This is a genomic window from Pseudomonas sp. HMSC057H01 (assembly GCF_001836405.1).
Taxonomy (GTDB): domain Bacteria; phylum Pseudomonadota; class Gammaproteobacteria; order Pseudomonadales; family Pseudomonadaceae; genus Pseudomonas; species Pseudomonas aeruginosa.
In genome coordinates, this window is record NZ_KV828411.1 from 48940 (window position 1) to 72833 (window position 23894).

Here is a 23894-nt window from a genome sequence, read left to right on the forward strand (position 1 = left end):
CCTGGAGTCGCATGCGCGATACGTGGGGTGGATCGCCTGGGCGCTGCCCTTTCCGCGGACGGGAGGCGTGGAGAACGCCGAGGCCGACTATAGGCCGGCCGACGCGTCCGCGGCAAGACGCACTCAGCCCTTGCGGATCATCCAGATGCCGGCGCCGATCAGTGCCAACCCGCCCAGTTTCAGCGCGCTGATCGGTGCCTCGCGGAAGCCGGCCCAACCGAAGTGGTCGAGGCTCACGGCCATGCCCAACTGGCCGGCGAGCACCAGCACCATGAACATCAGCGCGCCGATGCGCGGCGCGGCGAAGGCGGCGATGAAGATGAAGAACATGCCGAGGAAACCGCCGCACCAGTGCCACCAGCTCAGCCCGCGCAATGCCGCCAGGCCGGGAAACTCGCGCTGCGAGAGGGTCAGGGCGAGCAACCCGAGGGTGCCGACGAAGAACGAGATCAGTGCCGCGGCGAGGACGCTGGACACCTGCTTGGCCAACTGGCCGTTGATCCCCGCCTGCAGCGGCAGGCAGGCGCCGGCGAGCAGGGGCAGGACGAACAGCCACCAGGGGGGAGTGGGCATGCAAGACTCCTGGAACGATGACGGCGAGCGCGTCCCGCGCATGGCGAGGGACGGGCCGGAGTGGTACGGGGAGTCGCACAGTATGCACCAAGCGGGGGCGGGGGAGGAAAACGCGAGGCCCCATCGCACGCCCTCGGATTCCGCCCGGCGGGTAATCGCGAGCGGTTGTTCGCCCTACGGCCGCCATGCCGCCAACGGCGTTATCCCCCTACAAGCGCGCCGCCAGCATGGCCCCCTCGCGAATTGCCCGCTTGGCATCCAGTTCCCCCGCCACCCGCGCCCCGCCGATCAGGTGGAAGCGCAGGCTTTCCGCCGCCTGGCTGATCTGCAACTCGCGCAGCGGCTCCTGGCCGGCGCAGATCACCACGTTCTCCACCTCCAGCCAGCGTTCCTCGCCGTCGACGCGGATCAACAAGCCGCGTTCGTCGATCTTCAGGTACTCCACCCCGCCGAGCATGCGCACGGCGTTGTGCCTGAGGTGCGCGCGGTGCACCCAGCCGCTGGTCTTGCCGAGCTGCGCGCCGGGGGCGCCGGGCTTGCGCTGGAGCAGCCAGACCTGGCGCGCCGGCTGCGTCGGAGCGGGTTCGCGGAGGCCGCCGGGCTGGCTGTTGTCGAGGTCCACGCCCCATTCCGCGAGCCATTCGCCGAGCGCCCGCGGCTGGCCGTCGCTGGGTGCGGCGACGAGGAAGGCGGCGACGTCGAAGCCGATGCCGCCGGCGCCGACGATGGCGACCCGCGCGCCCACCGGCGCGCCGCGCAGCACGTCCACGTAGCTGAGTACGGTCGGTCCGCCGATGCCGTCGATCCTTGGCCGGCGTGGCTGGATGCCGGTGGCCACCACCACGTCGTCGAACTGACCGTCCAGCTCGCCCTGGCGCACCCGGTGGCCGAGGCGCAGGTCGACGCCGAGGCGTTCCAGGCGCACGCGGAAGTAGCGCAGGGTTTCGCGGAACTCTTCCTTGCCGGGAATCCGCTTGGCCAGGTTGAACTGCCCGCCGATTTCCCCGCTCGCCTCGAACAGGCTGACCCGATGCCCGCGCTCGGCGGCCACGCAGGCGGCGGAGAGCCCGGCGGGGCCGGCGCCGATCACCGCGATGCGCTTCTGCGTGCGCGCCTTGCGGTAGCGCAACTCGGTCTCGAAGGCCGCCCGCGGGTTGACCAGGCAGGTGGCGCGGCGGTTGGCGAAGGCATGATCGAGGCAGGCCTGGTTGCAGGCGATGCAGGTGTTGATCTCCTCGGCCCGGCCGGCACCGGCCTTGGCCACGAACTGCGGGTCGGCCAGCAACGGCCGGGCCATCGATACCAGGTCGGCCTTGCCGGCGGCGAGCAGGGATTCGGCGACCTCCGGGGTGTTGATCCGGTTGCTGGCGATCACCGGCACCTTCAGTTCGTGGCGCAGCCGTGCGCTGACCTCGGCGAAGGCCGCGCGCGGCACCGAGGTGACGATGGTCGGCACGCGCGACTCGTGCCAGCCGATACCGGTGTTGAGCAGGGTGATGCCGGCTTCCTCCAGGGCCAGGGCGATGCGCCGTACTTCGTCCCAGGTATTGCCGCCCTCGACCAGGTCGAGCAGCGACAGGCGATAGCAGAGGATGAAGCGTTCGCCGACGATCCGCCGGATGCCGCGGACGATCTCCAGCGCCAGGCGCATGCGGTTTTCCAGCGGGCCGCCCCACTGGTCGTCGCGGCGGTTGGTGCGCGGGCAGAGGAACTGGTTGAGCAGGTAGCCTTCGCTGCCCATCACTTCCACGCCGTCGTAGGCGGCGGCCTTGGCCAGCCGCGCGCAACGGACGAAGGCGCGGATGGTCTTGCGGATGCCACGCTCGGAGAGTTCGCGCGGGGTGAACCAACTGATCGGCGACTTCAACGGCGAGGCGGACACCGCCATCGGGTGGTAGCCATAGCGCCCGGCGTGGAGGATCTGCAGCAGGATCTTGCCGCCCTCGGCATGCACCGCCTGGGTCAGGCGACGATGGGCGGGCACCTCCAGGGCGCTGGTGAGGCTGCTGCCGAAGGGCAGCAGCCAACCTTCGCGGCAGGGCGCGAAGCCGCCGGTGACGATCAGCCCGGCGCCGCCCCGGGCGCGCTCGCGGTAGTAGGCAGCGAGCTTGCCGAAGTCCCACAGACGATCCTCCAGCCCGGTGTGCATCGAACCCATCACCACGCGGTTGCGCAGACGGGTGAAGCCCAGGTCCAGCGGGGCCAGCAGGTGCGGATAGGGAGCGGCGGCGAGCGGCGGGTAGGGGTTGCGCATGGCGCGGTTCCGGTAGCCAGGGACGCTTCACCATAGGAAGTTGCGCCGCCGCCGAATGCGGCCCGCTTGCCGGAACCGCCAGGCATTTCGGTCAAGCCGGCGGACTGGCTGATCGGATAGGTGCTCGCTGCGCTGCACCGCTGTGGCCCCGGGTGACAGGCGTCGAAAGCTCTCCGACAGCACTTGCGGCGCGGCGGGCGGAATGGGAACGGCGGCGCTGTTACCCGGGGTAATGGCGTGCGCCGGGAGCCCAACTTAAGCACGGCTCGACGCCTTTGGCGGCGCTGTCAGGCTGGGGTTCCGGCCCGCTCAGCACGTGCCTTGCCAACTGCCTGTCCAATCCGAACGGAGTCTCGACGATGAACAAGAACAAGACGTTCCTCGCGGCGGCGCTGGTAGCGCTGGCCGCCAGCCTTCCCGTGCACGCTGCGACCGACTACACCCGCACGCGCTATCCCATCGTGCTGTCCCACGGTCTGTTCGGCTTCAAGAGCGTCGGCCCGGTGGACTACTGGCACGCTATCGTGCCGGCCCTGGAGAAGGACGGCGCGAAGGTCTTCGCCACCTCGCAGTCGCCGGTGAACAGCAACGAGGTGCGCGGCGAACAGCTACTGGCGCAGGTGGAGGAAGTCCTGGCCCTGACCGGCGCGGAGAAAGTCAACCTGATCGGCCACAGCCAGGGCGGCATGACCGTGCGCTACGTCGCCGGGGTGGCGCCGCAACTGGTGGCCTCGGTCACCACCATGGGCACGCCGCACAAGGGCACGCCGGTAGCCGACGCGGTGACCGGCTTCAGCGAGTTCCTCGGGCCGATCGGCACCGAGGTGATCGCCTCGGCGGTGGAGGCGCTGTTCTCGGTGGTCGACATCGTCGACGGCGGCGAGTGGGTCAAGGGCGACGCGCTGGCTGCCCTGAACAGTCTCAACACTCCCGGCACCGCGCGGTTCAACCAGCGCTTCCCGCAGGCGATCCCGGCCAGCGCCTGTGGCCAGGGCGCGGAGACGGTAGCCGGGGTGCGCTACTACTCGATGAGCGGCACCGGCTCCCTGACCAATGCGCTCGACCCGAGCTCCGCCGGCCTGGCGGTGACCGGGCTGCTGTTCGGCGAGGCCAACGACGGTCTGGTCGGCCAATGCTCCAGCCACCTGGGCAGCGTGGTGAAGGACAACTACCGGATGGACCATCTGGACGAAGTCAACCAGTTGCTCGGCCTGGTCAGCCTGTTCGAGAGCGACCCGACCCAGGTCTATCGGCAGCATGCCAATCGCCTCAGGAACGTCGGACTCTGATCCGCTCGCCGGGTCGCCGCAGCCCTAGGCGACCCGGCATTAGTCTTTGGTCTAATGGCACCTGGATATCACCTCCTGTTCGCGCGCCTCGCGGCGTTCGGACCTGTCCCGATTCCGCGCACCTTGCTGGACAAGGTTTGCGCCGCCGTGTAATGACTCCGGTCAAGGCAGAAAAACCCAGCGTTCGTGTAGGGTTCGCTGCCCCGTAGCCATGCCCGGCTGGCGTACCTCGCCAGGCTGGCTATCTTTTAACCAGAGACATCCGGCCATGTCCCGGGTGTCCTTTGCCTGATGCAGGAGATGCACGATGGATATGAACCGTCGGCAATTCTTCAAGGTCTGCGGTATAGGCCTTGGAGGATCGAGCCTTGCGGCGCTCGGGATGGCCCCCACGGAGGCCTTCGCCGACCAGGTCCGCCACTTCAAGCTGGCGCACACGGTCGAGACCCGCAACACCTGTACCTACTGTTCGGTCGGTTGCGGCCTGATCATGTACAGCCAGGGCGACGGCGCCAAGAACGTCGCGCAGAACATCATCCATATCGAGGGCGACGCCGACCATCCGGTCAACCGCGGCACCCTCTGCCCGAAAGGCGCCGGCCTGCTGGACTACATCCACAGCCCGAACCGCCTGAAGTATCCGGAAGTGCGCGAGGCCGGCTCCAGCGAGTGGAAGCGCATCGAGTGGGACGAAGCCCTCGAGCGCATCGCCAAGCTGATGAAGGAAGACCGCGATGCCAACTTCGTCGAGAAGAACGAGCAGGGCCAGACCGTCAACCGCTGGTTGACCACCGGCTTCCTCGCCGCGTCCGCCTCGTCCAACGAGGCCGGCTACATCACCCACAAGGTGATGCGCTCCCTCGGCATCCTGGGATTCGACAACCAGGCGCGTGTCTGACACGGCCCGACGGTGGCAAGTCTTGCCCCGACGTTTGGCCGTGGAGCCATGACCAACCACTGGACCGACATCAAGAATGCCGATCTGGTGCTGATCATGGGCGGCAACGCCGCCGAAGCCCACCCGTGCGGATTCAAATGGGTCACCGAAGCCAAGGCGCACAACAAGGCGCGGCTGCTGGTGGTCGATCCGCGTTTCACCCGTTCCGCCTCGGTCGCCGACTACTACGCGCCGATCCGGACCGGCACCGACATCGCCTTCCTCGGCGGCCTGATCAACTACCTGCTGGAAAACGACAAGATCCAGCACGAATACGTGCGCAACTACACCGATGTCTCGTTCATCGTGAAGGAAGGCTTCAGCTTCGAGGACGGCCTGTTCAACGGCTACGACGCCGAGAAGCGGACCTACCCGGACAAGTCCTCCTGGGGCTACGAGATCGGTGAGGACGGCTATGCCAAGGTCGACCCGACCCTGACTCACCCGCGCTGCGTGTTCAACCTGCTCAAGCAGCACTACAGCCGCTACACCCCGGACGTGGTGAGCAACATCTGCGGTACGCCGAAGGACATGATGCTCAAGGTCTGGGCGGAAATCGCCGAGACCTCCAAGCCGGGCAAGGTCATGACCATCATGTACGCCCTGGGCTGGACCCAGCACTCGGTAGGCGCGCAGATGATCCGCACCGGCGCGATGGTCCAGCTGCTGCTGGGCAACATCGGCATGCCCGGCGGCGGCATGAACGCCCTGCGCGGCCACTCCAACATCCAGGGCCTGACCGACCTCGGCCTGCTGTCCAACTCGCTGCCGGGCTACCTGACCCTGGCGATGGACGCCGAGCAGGACTACGACGCCTACATCGCCAAGCGCACGGCCAAGCCGCTGCGCCCGGGACAACTGTCCTACTGGCAGAACTACGGCAAGTTCCATGTCAGCCTGATGAAGGCCTGGTTCGGCAAGTCGGCGACCAAGGAAAACAACTGGTGCTACGACTGGCTGCCCAAGCTCGACATGCCGGGCGCCGGCTACGACGTGCTGCGCTACTTCGACATGATGTACCAGGGCAAGGTCAACGGATACTTCTGCCAGGGCTTCAACCCCATCGCCTCGTTCCCTAACAAGGCCAAGGTCGGCGCTGCGCTGGCGCGCCTGAAGTGGATGGTGGTGATGGACCCGCTGGTGACCGAGACCTCGGAGTTCTGGCGCAACGTCGGCGAGTACAACGACGTCGACACCGCCAGCATCAAGACCACGGTGTTCCGCCTGCCCACCTCCTGCTTCGCCGAGGAAGACGGCTCGATCGTCAACAGCGGCCGCTGGTTGCAGTGGCACTGGAAGGGCGCCGAGCCGCCGGGCCAGGCGCGTCCGGACATCGCCATCATGGCCGGGCTGTTCCACCGCCTGCGCGAGATGTACCGCAAGGACGGCGGGGCCTTCCCCGACCCGATCCTCGGCCTCGACTGGTCCTACCTCAAGCCCGACGAACCGGGCCCGGACGAACTGGCCCGGGAGTTCAACGGCAAGGCCCTGAGCGACCTGGTCGACCCGGCCAACGGCATGATCCTGGCCAAGGCCGGCGAGCAGTTGCCGGGCTTCGCCCTGCTGCGCGACGACGGCAGCACGGCGAGCGGCTGCTGGATCTTCGCCGGCTCCTGGACCCAGCAGGGCAACCAGATGGGCCGCCGCGACAACAGCGACCCCTACGGCATGGGCCAGACCCTCGGCTGGGCCTGGGCCTGGCCGGCGAACCGGCGGATTCTCTACAACCGCGCCTCGGCCGACGTCAGCGGCAAGCCGTGGGACCCGGAGAAGAAGCGCCTGGTGTGGTGGAACGGCAAGTCCTGGGGCGGCACCGACGTGCCCGACTACAAGGCCGACGTACCGCCGGAAGCCGGGATGAACCCGTTCATCATGAACCCCGAAGGGGTGGCCCGCCTGTTCGCCGTCGACAAGATGGCCGAAGGCCCGTTCCCCGAGCACTACGAGCCGTTCGAGACGCCGATCGGGGTGAACCCCTTGCACCGCGACAACCGCAAGGCGATCAGCAACCCGGCGGCACGGGTGTTCAAGAACGACATGGAACTGTTCGGCACGGCCGACGAGTTCCCCTACGCAGCGACCACCTACCGGCTCACCGAGCACTTCCACTACTGGACCAAGCACTGCCGGCTGAATGCGATCACCCAGCCCGAGCAGTTCGTCGAGATCGGCGAGGCGCTGGCCAAGGAGCTGGGCATCAATGCCGGCGACAAGGTCAAGGTCTCCTCCAACCGCGGCTACATCAAGGCGGTGGCGGTGGTGACCAAGCGCATCCGCCCGCTGCAGGTGGACGGCAAGACCGTGCACCACGTCGGCATCCCGATCCACTGGGGCTTCGCCGGCATGGCGCGCAACGGCTTCCTGGCCAACACCCTGACCCCCTTCGTGGGCGACGGGAATACCCAGACGCCGGAGTTCAAGTCGTTCCTGGTCAACGTGGAAAAGGCGTGAGGTGAAACATGAGTAGTCAGGACATCCACGCCCGCTCCGCGACCACCACGCCGATGCCCTCGGTGCGGAACCAGGAGGAAGTGGCGAAACTGATCGACGTGTCCAAGTGCATCGGTTGCAAGGCCTGCCAGGTCGCCTGCTCGGAATGGAACGAGCTGCGCGACGAGGTCGGCCACAACCACGGCACCTACGACAACCCCATGGACCTGACGGCCGACTCGTGGACGGTGATGCGTTTCACCGAGTACGAGAACGAGGCCGGCAACCTCGAGTGGCTGATCCGCAAGGACGGCTGCATGCACTGCGCTGAGCCAGGCTGCCTGAAGGCCTGCCCGAGCCCGGGGGCGATCGTGAAGTACGCCAACGGCATCGTCGACTTCAACCAGGACAAGTGCATCGGTTGCGGCTACTGCATCACCGGTTGCCCGTTCGACATCCCACGGATCTCGCAGAAGGACCACAAGGCCTACAAGTGCAGCCTGTGTTCCGACCGCGTCTCGGTGGGCATGGAGCCGGCCTGCGTGAAGACCTGCCCGACCGGCGCCATCGTCTTCGGCAGCAAGGAGGACATGAAGGAACACGCCGCCGAACGCATCGTCGACCTGAAGAGCCGCGGTTACGAGAACGCCGGCCTGTACGACCCCGAAGGGGTGGGCGGCACCCACGTGATGTACGTGCTGCACCACGCCGACAAGCCGTCGCTCTATGCCGGCCTGGCCGACCAGCCGAGCGTCAGCCCGCTGGTCAGCCTGTGGAAGGGCGTGACCAAGCCGCTGGCGCTGCTGGCCATGGGCGCCACGGTGCTCGCCGGGTTCTTCCACTATGTGCGCGTCGGTCCCAACCGCGCGGACGACGAGGAAGACCACGGGCAAGCCGAGGCACCGGTGCACCAGGTCGATCCGTCGGTACACACCTTTGACCCGCACGAGCGTCGTTGAGCCTGCGCGCGGGCGTTGCCGGCGGTCCTCCGCGACCCGGCGGCAGCGGCGGCGCTCTCGAGGAGTCGGAAATGAAAAATGAAATCCAGCGCTACAACGCCAACGAGCGCAGCAACCACTGGGCCGTGGCGATCCTGTTCTTCATGGCCGGGCTGTCCGGGCTGGCGCTGTTCCACCCGGCGCTGTTCTGGCTGACCAACCTGTTCGGCGGCGGTCCCTGGACGCGTATCCTGCACCCCTTCCTGGGGCTGGCGATGTTCGTCTTCTTCCTCGGCCTGGTGGTGCGCTTCGCTCACCACAACCGGGTGCAGAAGAGCGATATCCAGTGGCTCAAGCAGTGGCGCGACGTGGTCAGCAACCGCGAGGAGAACCTCCCGGAAGTCGGCCGCTACAACGCCGGGCAGAAGCTGCTGTTCTGGGTGCTGCTGCTGAGCATGCTGACCCTGCTGGTCACCGGCATCGTGATCTGGCGCCAGTACTTCAGCGCCTGGTTCGGCATCGAGGCGATCCGCCTGTCGGCGCTCCTGCACGCCTTCGCCGCCTTCGTCCTGATCGCCAGCATCATCGTGCATATCTACGCCGGCATCTGGGTCAAGGGCTCGATGGGCGCGATGCTCTACGGCAAGGTCAGCCGCGCCTGGGCGCGCAAGCACCATAACGGCTGGCTGAAGGAAGTCGGCAAGGGCGAGGAGCACTGACGCGTATAGTGTCGCCATCGCCCGACCGGAGGCCCCAGCGATGGGGCCTTTGCATTCATTCCGCGCCCCTCCGGGCGCCCGATCGTTGCGGCGCGGCCCACCGGCCCGCCGGCGCAGACCCGAGGAGTTCCCGTGTCACGCACCATTCTTCAGCCGGGGCAGATCGAAGCCGCCGCCAACATTCCCCCGCACCTGCACCAGCCGTCGCGCGACCTGTTCGCCCGCCGCGGCGAGCGTCTGCTGCAACTGGCCGAGGGGCACCCGATGGGCGACTACCTGCGGCTGGTCGCCGGTCTCTGCCGGCTCCAGCAGGCGCTGCTGGACAACCCGCCGGCCCTGGCCCCGCTCGACCCCGAGCGCCTGCGCAAGAGCCGCGAGCACGGCATGCCGCCGCTGGCCTACGACCTGCTGGTGCGCGAAGGCGCCTGGCTGCCCTGGCTGGATGCCCTGCTCGCGGGCTACCCGGCACCGGCCAACGCCGCCGTCGGCGCGGCACTCGAACAATTGCGCGAAGCCGACGAAGGCCAGCGCAAGGCCTGGGCCATCGCCTTGCTCAGCGGTCAGTTCGACCTCCTGCCGGCGGCCCTGGTGCCGTTCCTCGGCGCCGCCCTGCAGGTAGCCTGGAGCCATTGGCTGCTGGGACTGGAGGAGGGCGCGGTGGTCGAGACCGAGAGCCGGACCCTGTGCCCCGCCTGCGGCTCGCCGCCGATGGCCGGGATGATCCGCCAGGGCGGCAAGGAAACCGGCCTGCGCTACCTGAGCTGCTCGCTGTGCGCCTGCGAATGGCACTACGTGCGAATCAAGTGCAGCCACTGCGAGGAAAGCAAGCACCTGGCCTACCTGTCCCTGGAGCATGACGGGCAGCCGGCGGAAAAAGCCGTGCTGCGCGCCGAGACCTGCCCCAGTTGCCAGGGCTACCTGAAGCAGTTCTACCTGGAGTTCGACCGCCACGCCGATGCCCTTGCCGACGACCTGGCCAGCCTGGCGCTGGACATGCGCCTGGCCGAGGACGGCTACCTGCGGCGTTCGCCGAACCTGTTGCTGGCCCCCGGCGGCGAATAGCCGAAGACGCTGCGGGCATGCGCCGACGCGTCTATGATGGGCGTGTCGGTGACCCTACCCTGTGGATAAGGTTTCTCCATGAGTTCCGTTCGCTTGCCTTCGGTCGACCGCCTGCTGCGCAGCGCGGCGGCCGCTCCCCTGCACCAGCGCTATGGCCGCGAGGCGTTGCTGGCGACCCTCCGCGACCTGCTCGACGAACTGCGCGAGCCGGCCCGACACGGTGCCCTCGCCGAGATCGAACTGAGCGAGGCGGTGCTCGCCGGGCGCGCCGGCGAACGCCTCGCCGCGCAGCATGCCAGCCGCGTGCGGCGGGTGTTCAACCTGACCGGCACGGTGTTGCATACCAACCTCGGCCGCGCCCTGCTGCCGGACGAAGCCATCGAGGCGATCACCCTGGCCGCGCGCTACCCGCTGAACCTGGAGTTCGACCTGGCCAGCGGCAAGCGCGGCGACCGCGACGACCTGATCGCCGGGCTGATCCGCGAACTCACCGGCGCCGAGGCGGTCACCGTGGTCAACAACAACGCGGCGGCGGTGCTGCTGGCGCTGAACAGCCTGGGGGCGCGCAAGGAAGGGATCATCTCGCGCGGCGAGCTGATCGAGATCGGCGGCGCCTTCCGCATTCCCGACATCATGGCCCGCGCCGGCGTGCGCTTGCATGAGGTGGGCACCACCAACCGCACCCACGCCAGGGACTACGAAGCCGCCATCGGCCCGCGCAGCGGCCTGCTGATGCGCGTGCACACCAGCAACTACAGCGTCCAGGGCTTCACCGCCAGCGTGCCCACCGCGCAACTGGCGGCCATCGCCCATGGCCACGGCCTGCCGCTGCTGGAAGACCTCGGCAGCGGCACCCTGGTGGACCTGACCCGCTGGGGCTTGCCCAAGGAACCGACGGTGCAGGAAGCCCTGGCCGACGGCGCCGACATCGTTACCTTCAGCGGCGACAAATTGCTCGGCGGGCCCCAGGCCGGGCTGATCCTCGGCAACCGCGAACTGATCGGGCGGATCAAGAAGAACCCGCTCAAGCGCGCCCTGCGCGTCGACAAGCTGACCCTCGCCGCTCTCGAGGCGGTGCTCGGCCTGTACCGCGATCCGGACCGCCTCGCCGAACGCCTGACCACCCTGCGCCTGCTCAGCCGCCCGGCGGCGGAGATCCGCGCCCAGGCCGAGCGTCTGGCGCCGGCGCTGGGCGAGGCGCTCGGCGAGGGCTGGGAGGTCGCCGTGGTCGACGCCCTGGGCATGATCGGCAGCGGCGCGCAGCCGGTGGCGCGGCTGGCCAGCGCCGCGCTGTGCCTGCGTCCGCGGCAGCCCAGGCGCCTGCGCGGACGCGCCCTGCGCAACCTCGAGGAAGCCCTGCGCGGGCTGCCGCTGCCGGTGATCGGTCGGCTCGACGACGACGCCCTCTGGCTCGACCTGCGCCAGCTCGACGACGAGCCGGCGTTCCTCGCCCAGTTGCCGCGACTGCGGAGCGAGCTGTCGTGATCGTCGGCACCGCCGGGCACATCGACCACGGCAAGACCTCGCTGCTGCGCGCCCTCACCGGCATCGAGGGCGACCGCCGCCCGGCCGAGCGCCAACGCGGGATCACCATCGACCTGGGCTATCTCTACGCCGACCTTGGCGACGGCAGCCCCACCGGCTTCATCGACGTGCCCGGTCACGAGCGCTTCGTCCACAACATGCTGGCCGGCGCCAGCGGCATCGATTGCGTGCTGCTGGTGGTGGCCGCCGACGACGGCCTGATGCCGCAGACCCGCGAGCACCTGGCGATCGTCGAACTGCTCGGTATCCGCCGGGCGCTGGTGGCGCTGACCAAGATCGACCGGGTCGAGCCGCAGCGGGTGCAGCAGGTGCGGACCCAGGTCGAACACCTGCTGGCCTCCGGCCCGCTGGCGCGCTCGCCGATCTTCCCGCTCTCCAGCAGCACCGGGGAGGGCGTCGCGGCGTTGCGCGAAGCACTCGGCGGGCTCGCCGGCGAAGTCCGCGAGCGTAGCCGCGAGGGATACTTCCGCCTGGCGGTGGACCGGGCCTTCAGCGTCGCCGGCAGCGGCATCGTGGTCACCGGCACGGCCTTCTCCGGACAGGTCGCGGTGGGCGACGAACTGCTCCTCGGCAACGCCGGACGGCCGGTGCGGGTGCGCGGCCTGCACGCGCAGAACCGGCCCGCGCAACAGGCCTGGGCCGGCCAGCGCGTGGCCCTGAACATCGCCGGCGAGCGCCTCGCGCTGGAACAGATCCAGCGCGGCGACTGGCTGCTGCAGGCAGCGCTGCACGCGCCGACCACGCGGGTCGACATCGACTTCCGCCTGTTGCCCGACGAACTTCGCGACTTCACCCACTGGACCCCGGTGCACCTGCACCTGGGCACCCAGGACGTCACCGGGCGCCTGGCCCTGCTCGAAGGCGAACAACTGGAGCCTGGCCACCGCGCCTTCGCCCAACTGGTGCTGAACGCGCCGATCCAGGCCCTGCACGGCGACCGCCTGGTGCTGCGCGACCAGTCGGCGCAGCGCACCCTTGGCGGCGGGCGGGTGCTCGACGGCGCCGCGCCGGCGCGCAACCGACGAACGCCGGCACGTCTGGCACAGCTCCAGGCGCTGCGCCAGGAAAGCCTGGAGGAGGCGCTGCCGACCTTGCTCGGCGCGGCCGAGAACGGCCTCGACCCGCAACGCCTGGTGCAATCCTTCAACCGCCCGCGCGAGCACTGGCGGCTGCCGGAAGAGGTGGTCGAGGTGCAGACCCGCCTCGGCCCCCGGTTGTTCGCCGGGGAGCGCTGGTTCGCCCTGGTCGAGCAACTGCTCGCCGGCCTGCGGCGCTTCCACGAAGAGCTACCGGACGAACTCGGTCCCGACCGCGACCGCCTGCGTCGCTACGCCCTGCCGCAGCTGGAGCGGCCGGTGTTCATCGCCTTGCTCGAGGCCGCCCTGGCCGGCGGCGACGTGCACAGCAGCGGGCCCTGGCTGCACCTGCCCGGCCATGAAGTGCGCCTGAGCGATAGCGAGGAGCAACTGCGCGCGCGCCTCTGGCCGCTGCTCGAAGCCGGCCGCTACGACCCGCCCTGGGTTCGCGACCTGGCCCGCGAGCTGCGCCAGGACGAAGCCGCCATGCGCAACCTGCTGCGCAAGCTGGCGCGCCTGGGCCAGTTGCAGCAGGTGGTGCGCGACCTGTTCTACCCGGAAGCCACCCTGCGTCAATTGGCCGAGATCGCCGTGCAGGTCCGCGACCCCGCCGGGCTGATCCGCCCGGCGGAATTCCGCGACCGCCTGGGCATCGGCCGCAAGCGCAGCATCCAGATCCTCGAGCACTTCGACCGCATCGGCCTGACCCGCCGCATCGGCAACGACCGTCGCCTGCGCGAGGGCTCGGCGCTGGCCGAACAGTTGCTCGGCGGCGTCTCGCCCTGAGTCTCAGGGGGCGACGCGCTGCCCCTGGCTCAGGCACTCGATGAACAGCGCGAACAGTTCCGACTGCGAGCCGACTTCCAGCTTGGTGTAGAGATTCTTCCGGTGCATGCGCACGGTCTCCGGGGAGATGTCCATCAGCCGCGCGCTGGATTTCGCCGAGTGGCCGCTGAGCAGCAGGTGGCAGGCCTCGCGTTCGCGGTCGGTGAGCACGCCGCGACCGAAGCCGCGCAGCACTTCCTGAAGGCGCGGGGCGAGGTCGGCCTGCGGGTTCGGCGAGAGGTTGGCGCGGCCGGCGCAGAACTGCCGGGCCAGCTCCAGCACCGGCGGCGCCAGGCCGGCGAGGGCGGCGACCTGGGCGTCGCTGTAGCGGCTCGCCGAAAGGCCGTTGTAGAGACAGATCGAGAGCTTCTCGGTGGGGCCGAGGTCGAGGATGTAGTAGACGTCCTCCACCGCTCCGGCGCCGAGGTAGTAGGTCTGGTAGTAGGCGCTCTGGAAGAAGTCGTCGGGGGCGATCTCGCCGAGGGTGTAGAAGCCTTCCGGAAGGCCTTCCTCCACCGCCAGGCAGAAAGGGTCGAGCAGGTAGCCGCGGGAGAAGTAGCGGCGGATGATCGCCTCGCGGAAGCGCTCGGCGATGCCGCGCTCGTAGAGCAGGGTGGGCGCGTGGCCCTTGCGTTCCAGGCTGATCATGCTCGACTCGATCGGCACCAGTTGGTGGATGGCGTCGACCAGCGCGGCGAGGAAGTCGGGTTGGCGCAGGCGCCGGATCGCCAGCGCCAGGTGTTCGTGCCAGCGGTCGAGGGCGTTCGGGGCGATGGCCTGCATGGACGGTACGGCTCGTTCTTGTCGTTATCGCCGCAGGATAGCAAGCCGCGTCGGCCGCACCCAGCGCTTACCCCAAAATGGGGTATGGCCCGCCGCGCGGTGCTCTTGCACCCTCGGAGCATCCATCCGAGAAGAGCGACAGCCCGATGAACGCAAGACTGCACGCCACGTCCCCCCTCGGCGACGCCGACCTGGTCCGTGCCGACCAGGCCCACTACATGCACGGCTACCACGTGTTCGACGACCACCGCGTCAACGGCTCGCTGAACATCGCCGCCGGCGACGGCGCCTATATCTACGACACCGCCGGCAACCGCTACCTCGACGCGGTGGGCGGCATGTGGTGCACCAACATCGGCCTGGGGCGCGAGGAAATGGCTCGCACCGTGGCCGAGCAGACCCGCCTGCTGGCCTATTCCAATCCCTTCTGCGACATGGCCAACCCGCGCGCCATCGAACTCTGCCGCAAGCTCGCCGAGCTGGCCCCCGGCGACCTCGACCACGTGTTCCTCACCACCGGCGGTTCCACCGCCGTGGACACCGCGATCCGCCTCATGCACTACTACCAGAACTGCCGCGGCAAGCGCGCCAAGAAGCACGTCATCACGCGGATCAACGCCTACCACGGCTCGACCTTCCTCGGCATGTCGCTGGGCGGCAAGAGCGCCGACCGGCCGGCCGAGTTCGACTTCCTCGACGAGCGCATCCACCACCTCGCCTGTCCCTACTACTACCGCGCTCCGGAAGGAGTGGGCGAGGCCGAGTTCCTCGATGGCCTGGTGGAGGAGTTCGAACGCAAGATCCTCGAACTGGGCGCCGACCGGGTGGGGGCGTTCATCTCCGAACCGGTGTTCGGCTCCGGCGGCGTGATCGTCCCGCCCGCGGGCTACCACCGGCGGATGTGGAAGCTGTGCCAGCGCTACGACGTGCTGTACATCTCCGACGAAGTGGTGACCTCCTTCGGCCGCCTCGGCCACTTCTTCGCCAGCCAGGCGGTGTTCGGCGTACAGCCGGACATCATCCTCACCGCCAAGGGCCTCACCTCCGGCTACCAGCCGCTGGGCGCGTGCATCTTCTCCCGGCGCATCTGGGAGGTGATCGCCGAGCCGGACAAGGGACGCTGCTTCAGCCATGGTTTCACCTACTCCGGCCACCCGGTGGCCTGCGCGGCGGCGCTGAAGAACATCGAGATCATCGAGCGCGAGGGCCTGCTCGCCCACGCCGACGAGGTCGGCCGCTACTTCGAGGAGCGCCTGCAAAGCCTCCGCGACCTGCCCATCGTCGGCGACGTGCGCGGGATGCGCTTCATGGCCTGTGTCGAGTTCGTCGCCGACAAGGCGAGCAAGGCGCTGTTCCCGGAAAGCCTGAACATCGGCGAGTGGGTCCACCTGCGGGCGCAGAAGCGCGGCCTGCTGGTTCGTCCGATCGTCCACCTGAACGTGATGTCGCCGCCGCTGATCCTCACCCGCGAACAGGTCGATACCGTGGTCCGGGTGCTGCGCGAGAGCATCGAGGAAACCGTGGAGGACCTTGTCCGCGCCGGTCACCGGTAAGCGCCGGGGCGCCGCCGGCGCCCCACCCGAACATTCAGGAGAACCCCAATGGACGACAACAAGAACAAGGTCCTGCGGTTGCGCGATGTGGTGCTCTACACGGTCTCGGCGATGCTCTTCATGGACCAGATCGCCCTGGCTTCCTCCCTCGGTCCGTCGAGCCTGTTCTGGTGGCTCTACGTTCTGCTCCTGCTGTTCCTGCCGATGGCCATGATGACCTCCGAGCTGGGCACCGCCTTCCCCGCCAACGGCGGCGTCTACCACTGGGTGCGTAGCGCCTTCGGCTTCCGCTGGGGGGCCCGGGTGTCATGGATGTACTGGGTCAACAACGCACTGTGGATGCCTTCGGTCTACACCTTGTTCGGCAGCATGCTCGGCGCCTTCTATTTCCCCGAGCTGAGCCTCTGGGGCAAGATCGCCATCGGCATCGCCCTGGCGCTGCTCACCGCGGCGTTCAACGTGGTCGCGCTGCGCCTGGGCAAGTGGCTGCCGAACCTCGGCGCGCTGCTCAAGCTGCTCGCGGTGCTCGCCCTGGGCGTCGGCGGCCTGCACTACGGCTGGAACCATGGCTTCGCCAACGACTTCAGCCTGGACTCCATCGTCCCGTCCTCGCCGGGCCAGATGGCCGCGCTGGGAGTGATGGTCTACGGCATCATGGGGACCGAGCTGGCCTGTTGCAGCGCCGCGGAGATGCGCAACGCGCGCCGCGATATCCCGCGCGCGGTGCTGATCTCCGGGCTGATCGTCGGCGCCTTCAACATCTTCGGCACCCTCGGCGTGCTGGCCGCGGTACCGGCCGAGGATACCGACGTCACCCGGATCTTCGCCCACACCCTCTACAACATCTACGGCCACGACGGCGCCGGCGGGATGCTCGCCGACCTGGTCGGCGCCTTCGTCCTGTTCACCCTCTTCACCAACATGGTCACCTGGAGCATGGGCACCAACCGTGCCGCGGTGGAAGCGGCCAAGGCCGGCGAGCTGCCGGCGCTGTTCGGCGTGGTCCATTCGCGCCACGGCACGCCGATCGGCTCGGCGGTGTTGGCCTCGGCGGTGAGCATCGTCCTGCTGCTGCTCTACGGCCTGGTGGCGCACACTGCCGAGGAACTGTTCTGGACCCTGCTGTCGATCTTCGCCATGGTTTTCATGATGCCCTACGTGCTGATGTGCCTGGCCTTCGTCCGCCTGCGCCGCGCTGACCCGCGTCCACGGCCCTACCGGATGCCGCTGGGCGACCGCCTGGCCAGTCTCTGGGCGCTGTTCGTCGCGCTGCATGTGCTGGCCGGCATCGGCCTGTTCGTCGTCACCCCAGGCGCGCCGATGGACTGGGCCTACGCCGGCAAGATCGTCGGCGGCGTGGCGCTGGCCCTGGCCGTGGGCGAACTGCTGATCCGCCAGGCGGCGCGAAGGCGCGGCGTGATGTCGCTGCGCGGTGCCTACGGTTGAGGAGCGGCCCTGTCGCAACAGCGCCTATGGCGTTAATGTGCCGTTAACGCCCTTGGTGGGTAATGGGTCGCAGCGCAACACGGAGAAGGTCGTCATGTCCGAACGAGAGCACTGGCAACGGGTATACGAGAGCAAGCCGTCCGACGCGGTGAGCTGGTTCCAGGCCGAGGCCACGCTGTCCCTCGACCTGATCCGACGCATCGGCGCGCCCCGCGAGGCGGCGATCATCGACGTCGGCGGCGGCGCCTCGACCCTGGTCGACGGCCTGCTCGCCGAAGGCTTCGGCGACCTGACGGTGCTCGACCTTTCCGACGCCGCCCTGCGCGTCGCCCGCAACCGCCTCGGCGCGCGCGGCGAAGAGGTGCGCTGGATCGCCGGCGACATCACCGGCGTCGACCTGCCGGAAGCCACCTACGATGTCTGGCACGACCGCGCCGTGTTCCACTTCCTTACCACTGCCGAAGCCCGCCGCGCCTATGTGCGCCAGGTGATGAAGGCGGTCCGCCACGGCGGCCACGTGATCGTCGCCACCTTCGCCGCCGACGGTCCGACCGAATGCAGCGGCCTGCCGGTCATGCGCTACGACGCCGACGAACTGCACGCCGAGTTCGGCTCCGCCTTCCAGCTCACCGAGCACCGCGACGAACACCACGTCACTCCCGCCGGCCGGGTCCAGCACTTCGTCTACTGCCATTGCCTGAAACGCCTGTGAAGTGCTCCGAGGCTGGGCTACGCTCTGCTCGCCCGGCCATGCGAACGACTTTCCATGACATCCGGCATTTCTTCTTCGGACCCCGGCCTGATAAGCTCCCGTCTCGAGGAAAACCTCTTGCAAATCAAAGAGGAAGGCAATCACGCCCGGTGGCGTGGCCGGACTTCAAATCCGGTGGGGGACGGCAGCCGTTCCTGGGTGGGTTCGACTCCCACTGCCTTCCGCCAATTCTCCAGCCTGTAGCCCTTGCGGCTCTAGGCTTCCAGAAAATCCCCCAGTCTCTCAAAACACTCAGTGTCGAAAAAGTGTCGAAGGACTTTCAGTGCGGTGCGCTCTCGCCAGCCTGCATCCAGGACGGGATATCGTTCATGCCGTGGAGTACGCGCCACACATCGATGTGGTCGTCGCGCTCGACGTAGAAAACCAGGTAGGGATAGCGCTTGAGTGGCCAGCAATGCAGCCCCGGCAAATCCAGCTCATGGGCGTAGCGGGATGAGCCGCTGGCAGGGTGACGGGCAATATGGGCGTATGCCTTTTCCAGGGCATCGATGAACCCCAGAGCAGCCTGTTCGGCATCTTCGCTGAGGTAGTAATCGACAGCCGCTTCAACGTCCTGATTGGCGAGTACGCGTGGTATGACGGGCTTCGCCTTCATCCCCGAGCCTTACGGACCCGTGTGCGAAGCGATTCGAAGTAGTCACCGTCGGCAGGTCCCGCAGGCACCGACTCCGCGCCGGCGATCAGCAGGCCCCGCAGACGCTGACGGTCCTGATCCTTGCGAATCAGCTCGCGCACGTACTCGCTGCTGGTGCCGTAACCACGCTGGCTGACCTGCTCATCGACGAAGTTCTTGAGCGTATCCGGCAGGGAAATGTTCATCGTGCTCATGGGACCAGTCTCTCTGGAATGGCAAAATTTGCCAAAGCATACTAGCACTCGTGATCCTTCCCGGTATCGAGCAGGTGACGAAAGTCTTTCAGCGGGCCGAGTCTGATCACCTCTTGCAGGAAGTCCGGGGCGAGGTGCGCATACCGCATGGTCAAGGTCAGCGACGAGTGCCCGAGAATCTTTTGCCGGGTCAGGATGTTGCCGCCGTTCATCATGAAGTGCGAGGCGAACGTGTGGCGGAGCACATGCGATTTCTGCCCACGAGGGAGGGCGACACCGGACATTTTCACGGCGAAGTCGAAGCTGTCGCGGCAGTTGGAGAACTTGCCGTAGCGGCGCAGGTGCGAGTGCAGGCGTTGTTCCAGTTCTGGAGGTATCGGGACCGAGCGACGATGCTTTGACTTCGTGTTGACGAATTGCACTGCACCATCCCGGACCCGATCCAGGGTCAGCCCTTGCGCCTCGCTACGTTTGGCTGGGGGGCGCTTTCATCGCCGCGAAGCCGTAAGATAACGCGCTTCATGGCGCGCCCGACGAACGGGTGCGCACCCTTGCCTCGGGAGAACAGGGATGGCCGAGATCAATCCGCTTTCAACGGACCTGCAACAGCAACTGGCGGACTTGCAGGCACAGGGGCTCGCCTTGCTTGGCGTCGCCGCGGACGAGACGCCGGCGCAGATCGTCGCCGCCATCACCGACTACGTGCGCGATGCGAGGGAGCAGGGGCGCAGCCTCGACGACGAGGCGGTCTTCGCCCTCGGCGCGCTGATCGGCGCGCAGTACGTGCGTGGCCTCGGCTGGCACTGGGGCGACGTGATCTGGGACGGCGACCCGGACAGCGCCGCCGTCGGCGTGCTCAGCCCCGACGAATCGCTGTTCAACAACCCCATCGGCTGGGTAAGCCAGATCGCCGAAAGCGGCGGCGGGGTGCCGTTCATGCTCAGCTACAACATGATCCTGGCCAACCAGGTGCCGCTGTTCGAGCGAGGCAGCGCCACCGGTCTCTATTGAGCATGCAGGCGGATCGCCGCGACGCGCCGGCGCATCCCGCCAGGCGGGGCCGACAACCTGAACGGCCGGCGTCAGGCGCCGCGACCCGCCGAGCAGCGCCAACCGGCGAACGAGGTGCGGGTGACCGTGGTGGAACAGACGCTGCCTCTGAGAAACCGCGCCTGCGGCGCTTTCCAGGAAGGCAGCCTGGAACGACGCGACTGCCGAGCCCATATCGGGCTGCAATTCCGCGATTGAGTGGGCTGCGGGTTCGCGACTCGGCTGGCCTTCCTGGGAACACTTCTGAGGTTTTCGCATGACGGATCTTGAACACGCGGTGGAAAGCAACCGACGCGCCTGGGACGCGTCCGCCGACAGTCACCTGCGTGGCAGCGGCTGGCAGGAATTGTCGCTGGCGGTACAGGAAACCGGCTTCAGTTGCCTGGACGAGACCCTGGCTGGCGTGCTGCGCAATCTGGACCTGGCCGGCAAGGCGGCGGTCCAGGTCGGCTGCAACAACGGCCGGGAAGTGCTTTCGCTGTACGCCTTCGGCGTCGCGCGGGCGGTGGGGATCGACCAGTCCGCCGCCTTCCTCGCCCAGGCGCGGCAACTGGCCGAGCGCTCGCCGCATCAGCCGCGTTTCGTCGAAGCCAATGCCTACGAGCTGCCGGCCGAGCTGAACGGTCAGTTCGACCTGCTGCTGATCACCATCGGTGTGCTCAACTGGATGCCCGACATCGCGCGCTTCTTCGCCTCGGTGAGCGGCCTGCTGAAGCCGGGCGGGCAATTGGCGATCTATGAGACCCACCCGTTCCTGGAGATGCTCGAACCCGAGTCGGAGCGACCGTTCGAACTGCGCAACGACTACTTCACCGACACGCCCCACGTATCCCGGGAGGCCATCGTCTACGAAGGCAGCGGCAGCGATACCGGCATCGCCAGCTACTGGTACGTCCACCCGCTCGGCGACATCCTCGGCGGGCTGCTCGGCGCCGGCCTGCGCCTGAGTCACTTCAAGGAGTACCCGCACTCGAACCGCGAGGAACTCTACGACCTCTACGAGGACGGACCGCTGGCGATCCCGATGTGCTACACGCTGGTCGCGGTCAAGGCATGACCTGCGTCGAGGCCGGGCGAGGCGCGCCGCTGCGTGTGGTGGTGGTCGGCACCAGCGGGGCCGGGAAGTCGACCTTCTCCGCCGCGCTGGCCGCCAGGCTGGGTTGTACGCATGTCGAACTCGACCGACTCTACTGGGGCCCCGGCTGGCAAGCCGTGCCCCACGAACGCTTCGAGCACGCAGTGGAGCGGGCGACGACGGCGCCGCGCTGGGTCGCCGACGGCAACTACAGCGCCGTCCGCGAGTTGCTCTGGGGCCGCGCCACCCATGTGGTATGGCTGAATTTCGGGCGCTGGACGGTGTTCTCCCGGGTCCTTCGCCGCACCCTGGCCCGGGGCCTGCTGCGCACCCGCCTGTCCCACGGCAACCGTGAATCGCTGCGGATGGCGTTCTGCTCCAGGGATTCGATCCTGCTCTGGTCATGGACCACCTTCGCAGGCAACCGCCGCAAATACACCGGCCTGCGCGAGGATCCGCGGTTCGCGCATTTGCGCTGGGTGGAGGTTGGCGAGCCGGGGAGGGTGGGGGAGGTGATCGAGAGGTTGGTGGAAGCCGTGCTCGCACAGTCGCAGTAGTGAGCGAAGCACGCTATCCGCCTCAGTCCTGGGGCTTGCTTACCCGGCTGCGCAGCAACTCGAAATAGGCTGTATCGGCGGGGCCGCCTGGCGTCGATTCCGCGCCGGCGACCAGCGTTTCACGCAGTTCCCTGGCGTGCATTTCGCGTTCTCCCCTTACCAGGCCACTCTGTATCATTGGGTGCCGCGTCGCCGCCAGCGCCCGGCCGAGAATCCTTGCGACGACCTCGTCCTTGCCACGGGTATAGGCCTCGCGGTCGGTGGGGTAGCGGCGGGCCAGGGCGTGCTTGGTTTCGGCGTAGAGGTGGGCGTCGTCGGGGTGGTTGCGCAGCCAGTCGCGGAACAGCAGGTAGCGGTCGGCCTGGGCCAGGGGCATGACATGGACATGGTGGGTGCGGCCATGGCCGAAGGGCGGCATGCCTTTGACGAAGAACATCCGCTGGGTGTTCGGGTTCTCGCGCCAGAACTGGTAGCCGAGGCCCTCCAGCGGGGCTACCAGCCGCTGCGGATCGTGGCCGGGCGGCGGCAGCAGGAGGATGTCGATGATCGGCTTGGCGTCGAGCCCGGGCACCGCGGTGCTGCCGACATGCTCGATGCCCAGCCCGGGCAGCGCCAGTGCCGTGCGGATGGCCTCGGCTTCGGCGGCGAAGCGTTGTGGCCAGGCGGGGTCGGCGGGCAGCACCTCGATGCGGTCGTCGTCGGCGTTGCTCCAGCGTTGGCCGTCGAAGCGGGGCGGTTGGGGTGAGGACATGGCGGACTCCGGGGATATGCGGGAGATTGGCGGCGATGGGGAGCTGGGGTAGGGCGAATAACGCCAGCGGCGTTATCCGCCTTCCGCGAGCGGGGTGCGGGTAAAACCCGGGAGTCTCAGAAGTCCAGCGCCTGCACCCCTGGATGCTGCGGATCGAACCCATCCAGGCGCATGCGCTCGGCGAATGCCTCCCGCGCCGCGTCTCCCTGGAGAAACGCTCCCCGCGCCGAGGCCCAGTCGTCCGGTTGCAGCCGCACCATCCAGCCCTCGCCGTAGCAATCCCGGTTGATCAGCGCCGGGCGCTTGACCACCGCCGGGTTGCTCGCCAGCAGGGTCCCGGCCAACGGGCTGCGGGCCGAGGAGGCAGCCTTGGCGAACTCGACCACGCCGAAGCTGCGGTCGCGTTCGATGTGCCAGCCGTCGCGCTTGGGGGTGAAGGCGAAGATTTCGCCATACAACGCGCAGCCGTAGGCGCTCAGGCCCAGGGTCAGGCTGCCGTCGACTTCCTCGCGCAGCCACAGGTTGTAGTCCGGGGCGTAGAACAGCCCGTCGGGGAATTCCAGGCCGTGCAGGTTCGCGCTCATAGGGTCAGCACCCGCTCGGATTCGAGGATCAGCCGTGCCAGTTCGCCGCCGCTGGAGATTTCGTCGAGTTCCTCGATCAGTTCGCTTTCGTCGATGTTCACCCCGGGTTGGCGGCACATCAGCAGGCGCGCGCCGGCCTCGCGGGCCTGGCGGATGAAGTGGCGCAGCGGCTCGCCGCCGTCCAGCGCGCGCAACTGGTCGGCGACGGCGCGGCGGGCCAACTGCACGCCTTCGCCGCTGAGGAACAGGGTCACCTCGGCGTCCATGCAGGCCAGCAGGGTGGCGGTGTGGAAGGGCGCGGCGCAGCGGGCCGGGGTGCTCGGGCCGCTGGAGACGATGATGAGGACGCGCTGGGCGTGGGTGTCAGGGTTCAAGGGGCTTGTCCATCTGGATCAGCGCCACGCGCCGGCCGTCCGGATCGTGGCGTTCGGCGATGGCGCGCGGCTGGTAGCCGAGCTGGGTATAGAGCAGCAGTCCGGCGGCGTTGGCGTTGAAGCAGGAAATTTTCATCAGGCGCGCTTTGTACTGTTCGCGGGCGAGGTTTTCCATGACCCCGATCAGGTAGCGGGCCACGCCCAGGCCGCGCGCGGCGGGCGCCACCATCATGTTGCCGAGGGCGCAGAAGTCGCCGTGCTGCCACTGGTAGAAGTTGGCGAAGCCGACCACCTGTCCGTCGTGCACGGCCACGGTGCTGCCGCGACGTTCGGCGATGGCGGCGGCCAGTTGGGCGACGCTGAACGGCCAGATCGCCTTGGGGTAGCAATAGAAGAGTTCGTCGCGGTCCTGGGGGAAGCCGGCGACCGTCTCCAGGTCGCCGGTCTCCGCCGGGCGGTGGCTGAGCTGCATG

At 68.1% G+C, this 23894-nt stretch carries 22 protein-coding genes, 1 tRNA gene and 1 pseudogene; 14 read left to right on the forward strand and 10 right to left on the reverse strand.

Annotated elements, in window-relative coordinates; all coding sequences use genetic code 11:
* Positions 1-123 precede the first annotated feature (123 nt).
* Both HMPREF2581_RS05420 and HMPREF2581_RS05425 read right to left on the reverse strand, forming a co-directional pair.
* The gene (locus HMPREF2581_RS05420) at positions 124-573 is read right to left on the reverse strand and encodes a DMT family transporter (RefSeq protein WP_003107883.1); all 450 of its coding nucleotides are present in this window, start codon (positions 571-573) and stop codon (positions 124-126) included.
* Between the two features lie 208 nt (positions 574-781).
* The gene (locus HMPREF2581_RS05425; protein WP_004365411.1) at positions 782-2827 is read right to left on the reverse strand and encodes an NADPH-dependent 2,4-dienoyl-CoA reductase; all 2046 of its coding nucleotides are present in this window, start codon (positions 2825-2827) and stop codon (positions 782-784) included.
* 359 nt (positions 2828-3186) lie between these two features.
* Between HMPREF2581_RS05425 and lipC the strand changes: the two genes are divergently transcribed.
* The 7 genes from lipC to selB all read left to right on the forward strand — a co-directional run bounded on the left by lipC (position 3187) and on the right by selB (position 13609).
* The gene (gene lipC / locus HMPREF2581_RS05430; protein ID WP_003095318.1) at positions 3187-4116 is read left to right on the forward strand and encodes a lipase LipC; all 930 of its coding nucleotides are present in this window, start codon (positions 3187-3189) and stop codon (positions 4114-4116) included.
* Between the two features lie 307 nt (positions 4117-4423).
* A complete protein-coding gene (gene fdnG, locus HMPREF2581_RS05440; RefSeq protein ID WP_010895684.1) occupies positions 4424-7504 on the forward strand; it encodes a formate dehydrogenase-N subunit alpha in 3081 nt (1026 codons plus the stop codon).
* 8 nt (positions 7505-7512) lie between these two features.
* A complete protein-coding gene (gene fdxH / locus HMPREF2581_RS05445; protein WP_004365410.1) occupies positions 7513-8442 on the forward strand; it encodes a formate dehydrogenase subunit beta in 930 nt (309 codons plus the stop codon).
* Positions 8443-8513: 71 nt separating this feature from the next.
* Complete coding sequence (locus tag HMPREF2581_RS05450; RefSeq protein ID WP_003095316.1) at positions 8514-9140, forward strand: formate dehydrogenase subunit gamma; 627 nt, start codon at positions 8514-8516, stop codon at positions 9138-9140.
* A gap of 132 nt (positions 9141-9272) precedes the next feature.
* Entirely contained in the window at positions 9273-10202 is a 930-nt protein-coding gene (fdhE, locus tag HMPREF2581_RS05455; protein ID WP_003116089.1) for a formate dehydrogenase accessory protein FdhE, read from the forward strand.
* 78 nt (positions 10203-10280) lie between these two features.
* The gene (selA, locus tag HMPREF2581_RS05460; RefSeq protein WP_004365409.1) at positions 10281-11687 is read left to right on the forward strand and encodes an L-seryl-tRNA(Sec) selenium transferase; all 1407 of its coding nucleotides are present in this window, start codon (positions 10281-10283) and stop codon (positions 11685-11687) included.
* Positions 11684-13609: a selenocysteine-specific translation elongation factor gene (gene selB / locus HMPREF2581_RS05465; protein WP_004365408.1), complete on the forward strand. Its 1926-nt coding sequence runs from the start codon at positions 11684-11686 to the stop codon at positions 13607-13609. Before selA ends, selB begins: the two co-directional genes overlap by 4 nt.
* Positions 13610-13612: 3 nt before the next feature.
* On the opposite strand, the gene HMPREF2581_RS05470 is transcribed toward selB, so the two are convergent.
* Entirely contained in the window at positions 13613-14296 is a 684-nt protein-coding gene (locus HMPREF2581_RS05470; RefSeq protein WP_004365407.1) for a response regulator transcription factor, read from the reverse strand.
* A gap of 281 nt (positions 14297-14577) precedes the next feature.
* Between HMPREF2581_RS05470 and HMPREF2581_RS05475 the strand changes: the two genes are divergently transcribed.
* The 4 genes from HMPREF2581_RS05475 (at position 14578) to HMPREF2581_RS05490 (ending at position 18369) form a co-directional block, all read left to right on the forward strand.
* Positions 14578-15984 carry an aminotransferase gene (locus tag HMPREF2581_RS05475; protein ID WP_004365406.1) on the forward strand — a complete coding sequence of 469 codons (1407 nt, stop codon included), beginning with the start codon at positions 14578-14580 and terminating at the stop codon, positions 15982-15984.
* 48 nt (positions 15985-16032) lie between these two features.
* Entirely contained in the window at positions 16033-17430 is a 1398-nt protein-coding gene (locus HMPREF2581_RS05480; RefSeq protein ID WP_004365405.1) for an APC family permease, read from the forward strand.
* Positions 17431-17524: 94 nt separating this feature from the next.
* Entirely contained in the window at positions 17525-18142 is a 618-nt protein-coding gene (locus tag HMPREF2581_RS05485; RefSeq protein ID WP_003095305.1) for a class I SAM-dependent methyltransferase, read from the forward strand.
* Between the two features lie 131 nt (positions 18143-18273).
* Positions 18274-18369: transfer RNA gene (locus tag HMPREF2581_RS05490), tRNA-Sec, on the forward strand.
* Positions 18370-18461: 92 nt separating this feature from the next.
* Here HMPREF2581_RS05490 and HMPREF2581_RS05495 read toward each other — a convergent pair.
* The 3 genes and pseudogenes from HMPREF2581_RS05495 to HMPREF2581_RS05505 all read right to left on the reverse strand — a co-directional run.
* Positions 18462-18797 (reverse strand): type II toxin-antitoxin system RelE/ParE family toxin, encoded by a 336-nt coding sequence (locus HMPREF2581_RS05495; protein ID WP_004365404.1) that lies wholly within the window; start codon positions 18795-18797, stop codon positions 18462-18464.
* Positions 18794-19030 carry a type II toxin-antitoxin system ParD family antitoxin gene (locus HMPREF2581_RS05500; protein WP_016254381.1) on the reverse strand — a complete coding sequence of 79 codons (237 nt, stop codon included), beginning with the start codon at positions 19028-19030 and terminating at the stop codon, positions 18794-18796. Before HMPREF2581_RS05500 ends, HMPREF2581_RS05495 begins: the two co-directional genes overlap by 4 nt.
* A 41-nt stretch (positions 19031-19071) precedes the next feature.
* A pseudogene (locus HMPREF2581_RS05505) lies at positions 19072-19506 on the reverse strand (tyrosine-type recombinase/integrase); the annotation flags it as partial.
* 166 nt (positions 19507-19672) lie between these two features.
* Here HMPREF2581_RS05505 and HMPREF2581_RS05510 point away from each other — a divergent pair.
* From HMPREF2581_RS05510 to HMPREF2581_RS05520, 3 genes are all read left to right on the forward strand, one after another.
* Positions 19673-20041 carry a hypothetical protein gene (locus tag HMPREF2581_RS05510; protein ID WP_004365401.1) on the forward strand — a complete coding sequence of 123 codons (369 nt, stop codon included), beginning with the start codon at positions 19673-19675 and terminating at the stop codon, positions 20039-20041.
* Positions 20042-20336: 295 nt separating this feature from the next.
* Entirely contained in the window at positions 20337-21137 is an 801-nt protein-coding gene (locus HMPREF2581_RS05515; protein ID WP_003095295.1) for a class I SAM-dependent methyltransferase, read from the forward strand.
* Positions 21134-21712: a P-loop NTPase family protein gene (locus tag HMPREF2581_RS05520; protein WP_003111407.1), complete on the forward strand. Its 579-nt coding sequence runs from the start codon at positions 21134-21136 to the stop codon at positions 21710-21712. The genes HMPREF2581_RS05515 and HMPREF2581_RS05520 overlap by 4 nt, the downstream gene beginning before the upstream one ends.
* Positions 21713-21734: 22 nt before the next feature.
* On the opposite strand, the gene HMPREF2581_RS05525 is transcribed toward HMPREF2581_RS05520, so the two are convergent.
* From HMPREF2581_RS05525 to HMPREF2581_RS05540, 4 genes are all read right to left on the reverse strand, one after another.
* Positions 21735-22463, reverse strand: coding sequence for a GrpB family protein (locus HMPREF2581_RS05525; RefSeq protein ID WP_004365400.1), 729 nt, complete (start codon positions 22461-22463; stop codon positions 21735-21737).
* A gap of 116 nt (positions 22464-22579) precedes the next feature.
* Positions 22580-23047 (reverse strand): glycine cleavage system protein H, encoded by a 468-nt coding sequence (locus tag HMPREF2581_RS05530; RefSeq protein WP_003095288.1) that lies wholly within the window; start codon positions 23045-23047, stop codon positions 22580-22582.
* A complete protein-coding gene (locus tag HMPREF2581_RS05535; RefSeq protein WP_003095286.1) occupies positions 23044-23421 on the reverse strand; it encodes a DsrE family protein in 378 nt (125 codons plus the stop codon). The genes HMPREF2581_RS05530 and HMPREF2581_RS05535 overlap by 4 nt, the downstream gene beginning before the upstream one ends.
* The gene (locus tag HMPREF2581_RS05540; RefSeq protein WP_003135262.1) at positions 23411-23893 is read right to left on the reverse strand and encodes a GNAT family N-acetyltransferase; all 483 of its coding nucleotides are present in this window, start codon (positions 23891-23893) and stop codon (positions 23411-23413) included. The genes HMPREF2581_RS05535 and HMPREF2581_RS05540 overlap by 11 nt, the downstream gene beginning before the upstream one ends.
* Position 23894: the final 1 nt, after the last annotated feature.